The organism is Citrobacter sp. Cpo148 (genome assembly GCF_030332375.1).
Lineage (GTDB): Bacteria > Pseudomonadota > Gammaproteobacteria > Enterobacterales > Enterobacteriaceae > Citrobacter > Citrobacter portucalensis.
The window spans coordinates 66416-80003 of the sequence record NZ_JAOWHY010000046.1 but is presented as its reverse complement, the minus strand read 5'-3'; the positions used below and the strand labels follow the sequence as shown (position 1 = coordinate 80003).

15 protein-coding genes are annotated in these 13588 nt (G+C 51.9%); 11 read left to right on the top strand and 4 right to left on the bottom strand.

Annotated elements, in window-relative coordinates; genetic code table 11:
- The first annotated feature begins 121 nt into the window (after nt 1-121).
- From OGY10_RS15250 to npr, 11 genes are all read left to right on the top strand, one after another.
- On the top strand, nt 122-1099 hold the full coding sequence (locus OGY10_RS15250; protein WP_003828751.1) for a calcium/sodium antiporter: 978 nt from the start codon (nt 122-124) through the stop codon (nt 1097-1099).
- Between the two features lie 13 nt (nt 1100-1112).
- On the top strand, nt 1113-2099 hold the full coding sequence (gene kdsD / locus OGY10_RS15245; protein WP_048215459.1) for an arabinose-5-phosphate isomerase KdsD: 987 nt from the start codon (nt 1113-1115) through the stop codon (nt 2097-2099).
- A gap of 20 nt (nt 2100-2119) precedes the next feature.
- Nucleotides 2120-2686, top strand: coding sequence for a 3-deoxy-manno-octulosonate-8-phosphatase KdsC (gene kdsC / locus OGY10_RS15240; protein WP_103014946.1), 567 nt, complete (start codon nt 2120-2122; stop codon nt 2684-2686).
- Entirely contained in the window at nt 2683-3258 is a 576-nt protein-coding gene (gene lptC / locus OGY10_RS15235) for an LPS export ABC transporter periplasmic protein LptC (protein WP_003828757.1), read from the top strand. Before kdsC ends, lptC begins: the two co-directional genes overlap by 4 nt.
- The gene (gene lptA / locus OGY10_RS15230) at nt 3227-3775 is read left to right on the top strand and encodes a lipopolysaccharide ABC transporter substrate-binding protein LptA (RefSeq protein WP_003828759.1); all 549 of its coding nucleotides are present in this window, start codon (nt 3227-3229) and stop codon (nt 3773-3775) included. Before lptC ends, lptA begins: the two co-directional genes overlap by 32 nt.
- Nucleotides 3776-3781: 6 nt before the next feature.
- Nucleotides 3782-4507, top strand: a complete 726-nt coding sequence (lptB, locus tag OGY10_RS15225; RefSeq protein WP_003828761.1) for an LPS export ABC transporter ATP-binding protein — start codon at nt 3782-3784, stop codon at nt 4505-4507.
- Nucleotides 4508-4553: 46 nt separating this feature from the next.
- Nucleotides 4554-5987, top strand: coding sequence for an RNA polymerase factor sigma-54 (gene rpoN, locus OGY10_RS15220; RefSeq protein WP_032945120.1), 1434 nt, complete (start codon nt 4554-4556; stop codon nt 5985-5987).
- Between the two features lie 22 nt (nt 5988-6009).
- The gene (gene hpf, locus OGY10_RS15215) at nt 6010-6297 is read left to right on the top strand and encodes a ribosome hibernation promoting factor (RefSeq protein ID WP_003025078.1); all 288 of its coding nucleotides are present in this window, start codon (nt 6010-6012) and stop codon (nt 6295-6297) included.
- An 83-nt stretch (nt 6298-6380) separates the two neighbouring features.
- On the top strand, nt 6381-6872 hold the full coding sequence (ptsN, locus tag OGY10_RS15210) for a PTS IIA-like nitrogen regulatory protein PtsN (RefSeq protein WP_003025083.1): 492 nt from the start codon (nt 6381-6383) through the stop codon (nt 6870-6872).
- Between the two features lie 45 nt (nt 6873-6917).
- Nucleotides 6918-7772 (top strand): RNase adapter RapZ, encoded by an 855-nt coding sequence (rapZ, locus tag OGY10_RS15205; RefSeq protein ID WP_003025085.1) that lies wholly within the window; start codon nt 6918-6920, stop codon nt 7770-7772.
- Nucleotides 7769-8041 (top strand): PTS phosphocarrier protein NPr, encoded by a 273-nt coding sequence (npr, locus tag OGY10_RS15200; RefSeq protein WP_003828770.1) that lies wholly within the window; start codon nt 7769-7771, stop codon nt 8039-8041. The genes rapZ and npr overlap by 4 nt, the downstream gene beginning before the upstream one ends.
- A 66-nt stretch (nt 8042-8107) precedes the next feature.
- Here the strand turns inward: npr and mtgA are convergent, their stop codons facing one another.
- The 4 genes from mtgA to mnmL all read right to left on the bottom strand — a co-directional run bounded on the left by mtgA (nt 8108) and on the right by mnmL (nt 13174).
- Nucleotides 8108-8827 (bottom strand): monofunctional biosynthetic peptidoglycan transglycosylase, encoded by a 720-nt coding sequence (mtgA, locus tag OGY10_RS15195; RefSeq protein WP_111464716.1) that lies wholly within the window; start codon nt 8825-8827, stop codon nt 8108-8110.
- Complete coding sequence (gene elbB, locus OGY10_RS15190; protein WP_003828774.1) at nt 8824-9477, bottom strand: isoprenoid biosynthesis glyoxalase ElbB; 654 nt, start codon at nt 9475-9477, stop codon at nt 8824-8826. The genes mtgA and elbB overlap by 4 nt, the downstream gene beginning before the upstream one ends.
- 229 nt (nt 9478-9706) lie before the next feature.
- Nucleotides 9707-12043: an aerobic respiration two-component sensor histidine kinase ArcB gene (gene arcB, locus OGY10_RS15185; RefSeq protein ID WP_020996355.1), complete on the bottom strand. Its 2337-nt coding sequence runs from the start codon at nt 12041-12043 to the stop codon at nt 9707-9709.
- A gap of 201 nt (nt 12044-12244) precedes the next feature.
- Entirely contained in the window at nt 12245-13174 is a 930-nt protein-coding gene (gene mnmL, locus OGY10_RS15180) for a tRNA modification radical SAM protein MnmL/YtqA (protein ID WP_191227195.1), read from the bottom strand.
- Between the last annotated feature and the right edge of the window lie 414 nt (nt 13175-13588).

The window sequence follows — 13588 nt, the reverse complement described above, 5'->3', positions numbered from 1 at the left end:
TTAGCGAAAGCTGGCATTTGTTTTACTTTTTAGCCGCATAAAGTCAAAATTAAGACTTCGTTACGGCTTCCAGAAGATCCTTCAAGTGGACCGGCGAGTATACCTGAAGAAAGGACTTTAGATGCTTTTAGCGACGGCGCTGTTAATAATTGGTTTACTTCTGGTGGTCTACGGTGCCGACCGTCTGGTATTTGCTGCATCCATTTTATGTCGAAACTTCGGTATTCCTCCCATTATCATCGGAATGACCGTGGTCAGCATGGGTACGTCGTTACCCGAGATAATTGTCTCCGTTGCCGCATCGATGAATGGGCAACTCGATCTGGCTGTCGGGACCGCTATAGGTTCTAACATCACCAACATTCTGCTTATTTTAGGCCTGTCGGCGCTGATTCATCCTTTTACCGTGCATTCTGATGTTCTGCGTCGTGAATTACCGCTAATGTTGCTGGTAAGTATTTTAGCTGCATCCGTCCTGTATGACGGGCAGTTAAGCCGCAGCGACGGTTTCTTTCTTCTGCTTCTGGCCGTGCTATGGCTGCTATTCATTGTTAAAATCGCCCGTCTGGCCGAGCGACAAGGCAATGACAGCCTGACACGTGAGCAGATAGCTGAGCTGCCGCGCGAAGGCGGATTACCGGTCGCATTTTTGTGGTTGGGCATTGCGCTGATTATCATGCCAATGGCAACACGTATGGTGGTGGACAACGCGACCGTACTGGCGAACTATTTCGCCATGAGCGAACTTACTATCGGGCTGACAGTGGTCGCCATTGGTACCAGCCTGCCGGAGCTGGCAACAGCGATTGCGGGTCTGCGTAAAGGTGAAAATGATATTGCCGTCGGTAACATTATCGGCGCAAACATTTTTAATATCGTTATCGTCCTCGGGCTACCGGCGCTGATTACGCCGGGTGAAGTCAACCCGATGGCCTTCACCCGTGACTATAGCGTCATGCTGCTGGTGAGCGTGATTTTTGCACTACTCTGCTGGCGACGTCCGCGCCAGATTGGTCGCGGCGCAGGTGCGCTGCTGACCGGCGGTTTTATCATATGGCTGGCGATGCTGTATTGGTTATCGCCACTTCTCGTTGGATAACTGGAAACGCATTATGTCGCACTTAGAGTTGCAACCGGGTTTTGACTTTCAGCAAGCAGGCAAGGAAGTCCTGGCAATTGAACGTGAAGGCCTGGCGGAGCTTGATCAGTACATCAACCAAAATTTTACCCTCGCATGCGAGAAAATATTCAGCTGCCCGGGCAAAGTGGTGGTGATGGGAATGGGGAAATCCGGCCATATCGGGCGGAAAATGGCAGCCACATTTGCCAGCACCGGAACCCCCTCATTTTTTGTACACCCAGGCGAAGCCGCACATGGCGATCTGGGTATGGTCTCGCCGCAGGATGTGGTCATCGCCATCTCTAACTCCGGTGAATCCAATGAGATAGCGGCGCTGATCCCGGTATTAAAACGTCTTCATGTACCGCTTATCTGCATGACCGGTCGTCCTGAAAGCAGTATGGCGCGTGCGGCAGATGTGCATCTGTGTGTTAAAGTGCCCAAGGAAGCTTGTCCGTTAGGCCTGGCGCCGACCAGCAGTACGACAGCAACACTGGTGATGGGCGATGCCCTAGCGGTGGCATTATTAAAAGCGCGCGGCTTTACCGCGGAAGATTTTGCGTTGTCTCATCCCGGTGGCGCACTGGGCCGTAAGCTTTTACTGCGCGTTAACGATATTATGCATACGGGCGACGAGATCCCGCATGTGAGCAAAAACGCCAGCCTGCGTGACGCCTTAATTGAGATCACGCGTAAAAATCTCGGCATGACCGTCATTTGCGATGATGCCATGAAGATTGACGGTATTTTCACCGATGGCGATTTACGTCGTGTCTTCGATATGGGCGTTGATGTACGCCAGTTAGGCATTGCCGATGTGATGACCCCTGGAGGCATTCGCGTGCGTCCGGGTATTCTTGCCGTCGATGCCCTGAACTTAATGCAGTCCCGCCATATCACCTCGGTAATGGTTGCTGATGGCGACCAGTTACTCGGTGTGTTACATATGCATGATCTGCTGCGTGCAGGTGTAGTGTAAGAAACTCAAGGATAACGAAAATGAGTAAAGCAGGTGCGTCGCTTGCGACCTGTTATGGACCCGTCAGCGCAGACGTTATCACCCGGGCAGAAAACATCCGTTTGCTGATCCTGGATGTGGATGGCGTACTGTCTGATGGTCTGATTTATATGGGCAACAACGGTGAAGAGCTGAAGGCTTTTAACGTCCGTGATGGTTACGGAATTCGCTGTGCGCTCACTTCCGGTATTGAGGTTGCCATTATTACCGGACGAAAGGCTAAACTTGTAGAAGATCGCTGTGCCACTTTGGGGATCACCCACCTGTATCAGGGGCAGTCAGACAAACTGGTTGCCTTTGGCGATCTCCTTAGCAAACTGTCGATCGCGCCGGAGAATGTCGCCTACGTTGGCGATGACCTGATCGACTGGCCGGTGATGGCTAAAGTAGGATTGAGCGTCGCGGTGGCAGATGCCCACCCTTTGCTGATCCCGCGAGCCGATTATGTCACCCGCATTGATGGTGGACGTGGCGCTGTGCGTGAAGTCTGCGATTTATTACTCCTGGCGCAGGGCAAACTGGACGAGGCCAAAGGGCAATCGATATGAGCAAAACCAGACGTTGGGTTATCATTCTACTGTCGCTGGCTGTCCTTGTGATGATTGGTATTAATCTGGCAGACAAAGATGACACCGCTCAGGTCGTCGTCAATAACAACGAGCCAACCTATAAGAGCGAACATACTGATACCGTCGTGTATAGTCCGGAAGGCGCGCTGAGCTATCACTTGATCGCACAACACGTTGAATATTATTCGGAACAAGCGGTTTCGTGGTTTACTCAACCAGTATTAACCACGTTTGATAAGGATAAAGTACCGACCTGGACGATCAAGGCCGACAAAGCCAAATTGACCAACGATCGGATGCTGTATCTGTACGGCCATGTTGAGGTTAACGCCCTGGTGCCTGACTCTCAACTACGCAGAATTACGACCGATAACGCGCAGATTAACCTGGTGACACAAGACGTCACTTCCGATGATCTGGTGACGTTGTATGGCACAACATTTAACTCCAGCGGACTGAAGATGCGCGGCAACTTACGCAGCAAGAACGCCGAGCTGATTGAAAAGGTTAGAACCTCATATGAAATCCAAAACAAACAAACTCAGCCTTAATCTTGTACTTGCCAGCTCACTTCTGGCCGCCAGCATTCCGGCATTTGCCGTCACCGGCGATACCGAGCAGCCGATTCACATTGAATCGGACCAGCAGTCCCTGGATATGCAGGGCAACGTGGTGACGTTTACTGGCAACGTGATTGTGACTCAGGGCACCATCAAAATTAACGCCGATAAAGTCGTCGTGACCCGTCCTGGCGGTGAAGACGGCAAAGAAGTGATTGATGGCTATGGCAATCCAGCGACGTTTTACCAGATGCAGGACAACGGTAAACCGGTTAAAGGCCACGCCTCTCAGATGCACTATGAACTGGCGAAAGACTTTGTCGTTCTCACCGGCAAGGCGTATCTGGAACAGCTCGATAGCAACATCACGGGCGATAAGATCACCTATCTGGTAAAAGAGCAGAAAATGCAGGCCTTCAGCGATAAAGGCAAACGCGTCACCACCGTTCTGGTTCCGTCGCAGTTGCAGGACAAAAACAAGGCTCCGGCAGAGAAAAAAGGTAACTGATTCGTTATGGCAACATTAACTGCAAAGAACCTTGCAAAAGCCTATAAAGGCCGTCGTGTGGTTGAAGATGTCAGTCTGACCGTCAACTCCGGGGAGATCGTCGGTCTGCTCGGTCCTAACGGTGCAGGCAAGACAACAACCTTTTACATGGTAGTCGGCATTGTCCCGCGCGATGCGGGCAACATTATCATTGATGACGAAGACATCAGTCTGCTGCCTCTGCATGCGCGCGCGCGTCGCGGCATCGGCTACTTACCGCAGGAAGCGTCTATTTTCCGTCGCCTGAGCGTGTTTGATAACCTGATGGCGGTACTGCAAATTCGTGACGATCTGACCAGCGAGCAGCGGGAAGATCGGGCCAACGAGCTGATGGAAGAATTCCACATCGAGCACCTGCGCGACAGCTTAGGTCAGTCGCTCTCCGGTGGTGAACGACGCCGTGTGGAGATCGCTCGCGCACTGGCCGCTAATCCGAAATTTATCCTGCTGGATGAACCGTTTGCCGGTGTTGACCCGATTTCTGTTATTGATATTAAACGGATCATCGAACACCTGCGCGACAGCGGCCTTGGCGTGCTGATTACCGACCATAACGTCCGCGAAACGCTGGCAGTGTGTGAGCGCGCCTATATCGTAAGTCAGGGGCACCTGATCGCGCACGGCACGCCAACAGAAATACTGCAGGATGAGCACGTTAAGCGCGTATACCTTGGGGAAGACTTCAGACTCTGATAGGGTAGAAGACTTCACGTCACTGCAGGAGAAAACAACTCTGAACATGAAGCAAGGTTTGCAACTCAGGCTTAGCCAACAACTGGCGATGACGCCTCAGCTACAACAGGCTATCCGTCTGTTGCAGCTGTCCACGCTGGAACTTCAGCAAGAACTTCAGCAAGCGCTGGAAAGTAACCCACTGCTCGAGCAAACCGATCTTCACGACGAAATTGATACCCAGGAAAAACAGGACAGCGAAACCCTCGACACCGCAGATGCACTCGAACAAAAAGAGATGCCTGAGGAGTTGCCGCTTGACGCCAGTTGGGATGAAATATACACCGCCGGGACGCCTTCGGGCACCAGCGGAGATTACATCGACGACGAACTGCCTGTGTATCAGGGTGAGACCACGCAATCACTACAGGATTACCTGATGTGGCAAGTGGAACTGACCCCGTTCTCGGATACCGATCGCGCCATTGCGACATCCATTGTGGATGCGGTAGACGAAACCGGTTATCTCACCGTGACCCTGGACGATATTCTCGAAAGCATGGGCGATGACGACGTCGGTATGGACGAAATCGAAGCCGTGCTTAAACGCGTTCAGCGCTTTGATCCCGTTGGCGTGGCCGCCAAAGATCTCCGCGACTGCTTACTGATCCAACTTTCGCAGTTTGATAAAGCCACACCGTGGCTGGAAGAAGCGCGTCTGATCATCAGCGATCACCTCGATCTGTTAGCCAACCATGACTTCCGCACCCTGATGCGCGTGACCCGGCTGAAAGAAGACGTGCTGAAAGAAGCCGTCAATCTTATTCAGTCGCTGGATCCAAGACCTGGGCAATCGATCCAGACCGGCGAGCCGGAGTACGTCATTCCGGATGTGCTGGTGCGTAAGCATAACGATCGCTGGGTGGTCGAACTCAACGGCGACAGCATTCCGCGCTTACAGATTAACCAGCACTACGCCGCCATGTGCAATAGCGCGCGCAACGATGCCGACAGCCAGTTTATTCGTAGCAATCTGCAAGATGCGAAGTGGCTGATTAAAAGCCTGGAAAGCCGCAATGATACGTTGCTGCGCGTCAGCCGCTGCATCGTTGAGCAGCAGCAAGCTTTCTTTGAGCAAGGCGAAGAGTTTATGAAACCGATGGTACTGGCGGATATCGCCCAGGCCGTCGAGATGCACGAATCGACCATTTCCCGTGTGACCACGCAAAAGTATCTGCACAGTCCGCGCGGCATTTTTGAATTGAAGTATTTCTTTTCCAGTCACGTTAACACTGAAGGCGGAGGTGAAGCCTCATCCACAGCTATCCGTGCGCTGGTGAAGAAATTAATTGCTGCGGAAAACCCCGCGAAACCGCTGAGTGACAGCAAGTTAACCTCTATGCTGTCAGAACAGGGTATCATGGTGGCACGCCGCACCGTTGCGAAGTACCGAGAGTCTTTATCCATTCCGCCGTCTAACCAGCGCAAACAGCTGGTGTGACCCAACCGATAAGGAAGACACTATGCAGCTCAACATCACTGGAAACAACGTCGAAATCACCGAAGCCCTGCGCGATTTTGTGAATACAAAATTTGCCAAGCTCGAACAATATTTCGACCGGATTAATCAGGTCTATATTGTGTTGAAAGTGGAGAAGGTTACACATATCTCGGATGCAACACTGCATGTGAACGGTGGCGAAATTCATGCCAGCGCGGAAGGTCAGGATATGTACGCCGCCATTGACGGTTTAATTGATAAACTGGCTCGGCAGTTAACAAAACATAAAGATAAACTGAAACAGCACTAACTTGTCCGGGCAGTTAGCGGGTGCAGGACGGCCTGTTGTGTAGCACAACGGGCCATTTGTACAGTTAGCGCTTAGGTGAAATTATGACAAATAACGATACGACTCTACAACTGAGCACTGTTCTTAACCAGGAATGTACACGCGCAGGCGTTCACTGCCAAAGCAAGAAACGCGCACTGGAAATCATCAGCGAACTTGCGGCAAAACAGCTTAGCTTGCCTTCTCAGGTGGTATTTGAAGCCATTCTGACGCGTGAAAAAATGGGCAGTACCGGCATCGGTAATGGTATTGCTATCCCGCACGGAAAGCTGGAAGAAGACACGATGCGCGCGGTTGGTGTGTTTGTTCAACTCGAAACACCTATCGCCTTCGACGCCATTGATAATCAACCTGTCGATCTGCTTTTCGCCCTGCTGGTCCCGGCAGACCAAACCAAGACGCATTTGCATACGTTGTCACTGGTCGCAAAACGTCTGGCAGATAAAACCATCTGTCGTCGTCTGCGCGCCGCGCAGAGTGACCAGGAGTTGTATCAAATCATCACGGACACCGAAGGTGGACAGGATGAAGCATAACAACCCAATGGCATCCTTTTTTGTCGTTGTGAGGAGAAACAGTACATGGTACTGATGATCGTCAGCGGCCGTTCAGGGTCAGGTAAATCTGTCGCCCTGCGTGCGCTGGAAGATATGGGTTTTTACTGCGTGGATAACCTTCCCGTAGTGCTGTTGCCCGATCTGGCTCGTACACTGGCCGATCGCCAGATTTCTGCGGCCGTCAGCATTGATGTGCGCAACATGCCTGAGTCCCCGGAAATTTTTGAGCAGGCAATGAATAATCTGCCCGAGGGTTTCTCACCACAGCTGCTGTTCCTTGATGCAGACCGTAACACGCTGATTCGTCGCTACAGCGACACGCGCCGTTTACACCCGCTCTCCAGCAAGAACTTGTCTCTGGAAAGCGCTATCGATAAGGAAAGCGATTTGCTGGAGCCACTGCGCTCTCGCGCTGACCTGATCGTTGATACCTCCGAAATGTCCGTACACGAACTGGCGGAAATGTTACGTACCCGACTGCTGGGTAAACGTGAACGTGAATTGACGATGGTATTCGAATCCTTTGGTTTCAAACACGGTATCCCGATTGATGCGGATTACGTCTTTGACGTGCGCTTTCTGCCTAACCCACACTGGGATCCAAAGCTGCGCCCAATGACCGGTCTTGACCGCCCCGTCGCCGCATTCCTCGACAGGCACACAGAAGTACACAATTTTATTTACCAGACTCGCAGCTATCTTGAGCTATGGTTACCCATGCTGGAGACCAACAACCGTAGCTACCTTACCGTAGCCATCGGCTGTACCGGCGGGAAACACCGTTCGGTGTATATTGCTGAGCAGTTGGCAGACTACTTCCGCTCACGCGGTAAAAACGTGCAGTCACGCCATCGTACGCTGGAAAAACGTAAATCATGACCGTGAAGCAAACCGTTGAAATCACCAATAAGCTGGGCATGCATGCCCGCCCAGCGATGAAACTGTTTGAATTGATGCAGGGTTTCGAAGCAGAAGTTTTGCTGCGTAATGATGAAGGAACGGAAGCCGAGGCCAACAGCGTTATCGCTCTGCTGATGCTGGATTCAGCCAAAGGGCGTCAGATAGAAGTCGAAGCCACGGGACCACAGGAAGTAGAAGCCCTGGCCGCAGTGATTGCCCTGTTTAATTCAGGGTTTGATGAAGATTAATCGAGTACACAGAACGTAGCCAGTAGGCCGGATAAGGCGTTTACGCCGCATCCGGCAATAACTACGCTAATACAGCTTATTTTCCCGCATAAACGACTCACCACCTAACTGGCGCATTTGGCGCATAATCCAGGCCTGGCGGTTACGCACATAACCAGAAGGCGCATTCGCCTTAAAACGCAAAGGATTGGGCAATACTGCCGCCAGCAAGGCCGCTTCAGACAGGCTCAACCGACTGGCCGATTTATGAAAATACCGTTGCGCCGCCGCCTCCACGCCAAATATCCCATCGCCAAACTCGGCGATATTCAAATAGACGGTCAGAATACGTTTCTTACTCCAGACGGTTTCCATACCCAGCGTTAGCCCGGCTTCGAGACCTTTACGCACCCAGCTACGTCCATCCCACAAAAAGAGGTTTTTCGCCGTCTGTTGCGATAACGTCGACGCCCCGCGAATGCGGTTTTCATTGCGTTCATTGTGCGCCAGCGCTTTCTCTATGGCGGTGACGTCAAACCCCCAGTGGTCTGGAAACTTCTGGTCCTCCGCAGCAATCACCGCCAGTCCCATCCACGGTGAGATCTCATCCATGCTCACCCAGTCCGAGTGCGCCACATAGCCGAAATCACCGGACAGCCATGCGCCCAGCTGTCGCTCGACCATTACCGCCGAGAAAGGCACAGGCATCACGCTGAAAAGTGCGATGCCCCCGCCCCAGAATACGGCGAGGACAACCACCACCCGCAGAAAAATACGTCGCAGAAAGGCGGTTACTCCTTTTCTCATTCAGTCAGCACCAGCACACGCGATACCAGTTTATCGATGCCACTCGCAGCCTGAGCGATGTCCTGCGCCAGCATATAGGCAGGCGTGGTGACGATTTTGTTGTCTTCATCGACGACAATGTCATCAACCGGACAAGGCACATGCTCAGCGCCCATCTCTTCCAGCACCTCTGCCGTGTCGATATCAGTGCCGATGGTCAGACGCAGCGGGAAGTCAAAAATTTTAGGTAACATGGCAGGCGCAATGCACATAAACCCCAACGGCTTACCCGCCTGATGCATGGCCACCGCCAGCGCGGCTAAATCGCTGTCAACCCGGCATTCGCTGCCCTGACTGGCAAAATTGCTCAGATTTTTGGCCGCACCAAACCCACCCGGCACGATCAACGCATCCAGTTCCGATGAGACTGCCTGCGCAAGTGGGCGAATATCGCCACGTGTGATACGCGCGGCTTCAATCAGCACATTGCGAGTTTCCAGCATCGGCTCGCCGGTCAGATGATTAATCACATCCGCTTGTTGTTTATCAGGTGCGAAACAGACAGCCTGAGCACCGTTGCGGGCAATGGCCAGAAGCGTGAGAACAGTTTCATGGATCTCTGCACCGTCATACACGCCGCATCCGCTGAGCACTACACCCACTTTTTTCATCGTAATACTCCTTTCTCAACTGGCTGAAACATATTAGTTATTATGATTTAAATGCTACGCTTCACACATTTAACTGATTCATGTAACAAATTATTTAAGATTTGCTATCTTAACTGCGTGCGGCCTGAAAATTAGGGCTGCGCCCTTGTAAACAATGATAATAATTTACGGCGCAGCCACGATTTCCCTGGTGTTGGCGCAGTATTCGCGCACCCCGGTCAAGCCGGGGTCATTTTTTTTCCACACTCGCCACCCAGGCTTTTAATACTGCCACGTCGTGCTGCCACTCCTGCTTCATCTCTTCAATCCATTCAGCAACGTTATCTTCCCAGGCAGGAAGATCCGGCGACTGGATTTGCTGACCTAGCTGTTGCAGGTGACGCAGCCCCACTGAACCTGCTGCGCCTTTAATTTTATGGCCTTCCTCAACAACACCTTTTTTATCCCGTGCCGTCAGGTTGGACTCCAGCACGCTCAAATATCCCGGCATCATCTTCTCAAACACCGCCAGCCCGTCGGTAATTAACTTCGGTCCCACCAGCTCGAGGTATTGTTCCAACATAGGAATATCTAACAGCGCTTGCGATTTACTGCTTTCTTCAGATGTCACAGTGCTCTCCTCTTCGTTTCGGGTATCCCAGTATTTTTTGATCATGGCGGTTAGCGCCGGAACCGACAGCGGCTTACTCAGCACGTCGTCCATGCCTGCGTCCAGATACTCTTTTTTATCTTTCAGTACGTTGGCGGTGAGTGCAACCAGCGGTGGCAGATCTTCACGGGCGTATTTTTGCGTGAGCTCCCGCGAGATATCCAGACCGGTCATATCCGGTAGCTGAATATCCAACAGCACCAGGTCATATTCACCCGGCGTAAACATTTCCAGCGCGGCTTTCCCGGTCATCGCGACATCCACGCTGTTGCCTAATTTTTCCAGCACGGAGCGCGCAACAATAACGTTCAGCTCAATGTCTTCTACCAGCAGCACATTCAGGGCTGGCAGCGGCATTTCATCGTCTTCAAAAGCATCTTCAATCTCTTCCGCTACCGCAGGCGCATGCACAGTCAGCGTAAAGATGGACCCTTTTCCTGCCTGGCTGGAAACCGTAATATCACCGCCCATGTTTTTCGCCAGACGCTTCGACACGGCCAAACCAATCCCTGTCCCCGTAGCCGGTTTACCGCCGTTGCTGTCCTTCACCTGATAATACATAGCGAAGATTTTATCCTGCTCATCCTGCGGAATGCCGATGCCGGAATCTTCAACTTCGAAATGCAGCATATTCCCCTGGTCATAGCGCGCCCGCACGGTCACCTGCCCCTGCTGGGTAAACTTCACGGCGTTGCTGATCAGATTCCACAGGATCTGACGCAGACGCGTTCCGTCGGTAATGACCTTATGCGGCAGCGGTAACGTCGGCTCAAGCACAAAGCGCAGCCCTTTTTGCTGCGCCTGTAGGCCAGAGAGGTTTTCCAGATCCGCCATAAAGCTGGTGAAATCGATTGGCTGGTTATCGAGCTGGACTTTACGTCGCTCCATCTTATCCATGTCGATAATATCGTTGAAAATATTCCCCAGCGTCACAGCAGAGACGTGGATTGTTTTCAGATATTTTTCCTGCTCCGCGGTCAGATCCGTATCCAGCAGGATCCGGCTTAAGCCGACAATGCCGTTAAGCGGGGTGCGCAACTCGTGGCTGATGGTAGAAATAAAGGTGGTCTTATCGCGGCTGGCGCGCTCAAGCGCATCCTGATAACGCTTACGCTCGGTAATATCGCGCCCAAAGCCCATCAGACCATGTCGCTTACCTACGCGGTCATAGTAAGGCACTTTGCGAATTTCAAAGCAGGCTTTGCGCCCGTCCGGGTAGTCCAGCCACTGTTCGTAGGTGAGCGAAACATTATGGCGGAACACCTTCTCGTCGGTCTCAATCACCTTTTCAGCCGCTTCAGGAGAGTAAACGTCAGCCGGTTTTAAGTTCACCAGCTGCTTTTCGCTTTTGCCGGTCAGCAGCTCCATGGCACGGTTACAGCCGGAAAACTCCTTATCTTCATTGCGATAAAAAACCAGATCCGGCGAGGCATCAAGGAAAGAGCGTAAAAAGGAAGACTGTTGCTCAAGCTGGATCTGCGCCTCTTCGCGCTCTTTGATTTCAACCTTCAGTTGCTCGAATGTTTCCTGGCGCTCTGCTTCGGCTTTTTCACGCTCAACAATTTCCTGATTGAGCTGGGCAATATTATCTTTCAGCTGCACATTGAGCTTGAGATCTCGCTCGCGCATCTCTTCCAGCTTTTGTACCAGTCGTGACAGGCGTTGCCGGGACTCCTCAAGTTGCTCCACCACCACAGACAAGAAATAGACGGCCCAGGGGGTAATTAACAGACCAAAAAAGATAGAACGGATGACATCAATGCTTTCTACCTGGCCGTGCAGTACCATGGTGACAGCCATCTGCACCACAATTGCCAACACGACCAGAGCCAGCGCCAACAGCAGCGAAAAGCGCACCAGACCTAACTTCATCATCAGGTCGACGTAATATTGCGCCAGCATACGGATTTGCTTCATAGAGGGTTCCTTCACGACAACTTGGCACAATAATACTCAATTCTCAGCGTGACGTTGAAGATTGTGCAAGAAATGCGGAGGTTATCGGTGAAATGACCGCGGAGAGGCCATCGTAGGCCTGATAAGCAACGCGCCATCAGGCAATGTGCGCCGGGCCGCCTGATGGCGCGTTGCTTATCAGGCCTACATGACTACGGAGAGTTAGTTCTCAGGCAGCACCCATGGCGTACCGAGCGCCGAGCCTTGCACACCGTACTTGTTAAGGTACTTATCCAGTTCGACCATCCCGGTCCAGCGGTTTTCACACCATAGTGGTGCCAACAGCGTTGGGCGGCGCGCGCTGGCAGAAATTCGATGATAAATCACCTCTGGCGGCGTATGACGGATCATCTCCCCGGCGGTAACCGTATAGTCGTCCAGTTCAATTCCGTTCAGCCGCCCGGCTTCCCAGGCTTTCGCCATCGTACTGCCTTTCACAATATGCAGCGGGTGCAGCTTAATACCGTCAACACCCGTCTCCACTACACGTTCCATGGTTTGCAGGCATTCTACCTGCCCTTCTCCCGGCAGACCGACAATAAGGTGCGAGCACACTTTCAGCCCACGCTCGCGTGCCAGTCGCGTAGTGCGTTGGTAGCAGGCAAAATCATGGCCGCGGTTAATACGATGCAGGGTTTTGTCATGCGCGGTTTGCAAACCGAGTTCCAGCCATACCTCATAGCCGAGGTCTTTATACTCGCAAAGCAGATCGAGTACCGCATCCGGCACGCAGTCGGGGCGCGTCCCAACGCATAACCCGACGATACTGGCCTGGCTAACCGCCTGCTGATACATCGAACGCAGCACCTGCACTTCAGCAAAGGTGCTGGTATAGGCCTGGAAATAGGCCAGATAGCGTTTCGCGCGATTGACCAGATGCGCCTGATGCTCAAGCTGCTCGGCAATAGAATGGTGCTGCTGTGCTTCATCGGCAAACGAGGCGACATTGCAGAAAGTACATCCACCACGTCCGATGGTGCCATCACGATTTGGACAGCTAAAGCCGCCGTGAAGCGTGAGTTTATGAACCTTTTGCCCGTAACGGCGAGAAAGATCCCCACCAAACATATTGACTAATTTCTGTAACTGCATAATCTGGTAGACCGCGCCTTGAAAAGAGGCCAAAGCCTGCCATTTTTTGCCCCAGTCGGCGATGACCTGGATCAATCGCCCTGGCGTGCTTTTATTCATTGCATAACAAATCAAAATAATCGAAATTTCATTCATTCAAAATGAAATTACTTTTCCTTATATCCGACAGTTTTTTTTATCTTCTTATACTCTCAGCATAAAAACAGTATCTTTAAGACGCCAAAACTCTAAAAACCAGCATAAAATGCCAAGCATAGCGATAAACAAAGGGAGGACGGGGGATATACAGCCTTTCTGACAGTGAGACAGATCACACTTCGCTCTCCATTCTCCTTGCGTTAAATCAATGTAAAAAAGCCTTAAATTTCAATATATTCATAAAGTTAATCGCCCTATAGCACATTTTTGCATAAA

What these genes read in the sequence shown, in the direction of transcription:
- OGY10_RS15250 (WP_003828751.1), top strand. Translation starts at nt 122, where the DNA reads ATGCTTTTAGCGACGGCGCTGTTAATAATTGGTTTACTTCTGGTGGTC.
- kdsD (WP_048215459.1), top strand. Translation starts at nt 1,113, where the DNA reads ATGTCGCACTTAGAGTTGCAACCGGGTTTTGACTTTCAGCAAGCAGGC.
- kdsC (WP_103014946.1), top strand. Translation starts at nt 2,120, where the DNA reads ATGAGTAAAGCAGGTGCGTCGCTTGCGACCTGTTATGGACCCGTCAGC.
- lptC (WP_003828757.1), top strand. Translation starts at nt 2,683, where the DNA reads ATGAGCAAAACCAGACGTTGGGTTATCATTCTACTGTCGCTGGCTGTC.
- lptA (WP_003828759.1), top strand. Translation starts at nt 3,227, where the DNA reads ATGAAATCCAAAACAAACAAACTCAGCCTTAATCTTGTACTTGCCAGC.
- lptB (WP_003828761.1), top strand. Translation starts at nt 3,782, where the DNA reads ATGGCAACATTAACTGCAAAGAACCTTGCAAAAGCCTATAAAGGCCGT.
- rpoN (WP_032945120.1), top strand. Translation starts at nt 4,554, where the DNA reads ATGAAGCAAGGTTTGCAACTCAGGCTTAGCCAACAACTGGCGATGACG.
- hpf (WP_003025078.1), top strand. Translation starts at nt 6,010, where the DNA reads ATGCAGCTCAACATCACTGGAAACAACGTCGAAATCACCGAAGCCCTG.
- ptsN (WP_003025083.1), top strand. Translation starts at nt 6,381, where the DNA reads ATGACAAATAACGATACGACTCTACAACTGAGCACTGTTCTTAACCAG.
- rapZ (WP_003025085.1), top strand. Translation starts at nt 6,918, where the DNA reads ATGGTACTGATGATCGTCAGCGGCCGTTCAGGGTCAGGTAAATCTGTC.
- npr (WP_003828770.1), top strand. Translation starts at nt 7,769, where the DNA reads ATGACCGTGAAGCAAACCGTTGAAATCACCAATAAGCTGGGCATGCAT.
- mtgA (WP_111464716.1), bottom strand. Translation starts at nt 8,827, where the DNA reads ATGAGAAAAGGAGTAACCGCCTTTCTGCGACGTATTTTTCTGCGGGTG.
- elbB (WP_003828774.1), bottom strand. Translation starts at nt 9,477, where the DNA reads ATGAAAAAAGTGGGTGTAGTGCTCAGCGGATGCGGCGTGTATGACGGT.
- arcB (WP_020996355.1), bottom strand. Translation starts at nt 12,043, where the DNA reads ATGAAGCAAATCCGTATGCTGGCGCAATATTACGTCGACCTGATGATG.
- mnmL (WP_191227195.1), bottom strand. Translation starts at nt 13,174, where the DNA reads ATGCAGTTACAGAAATTAGTCAATATGTTTGGTGGGGATCTTTCTCGC.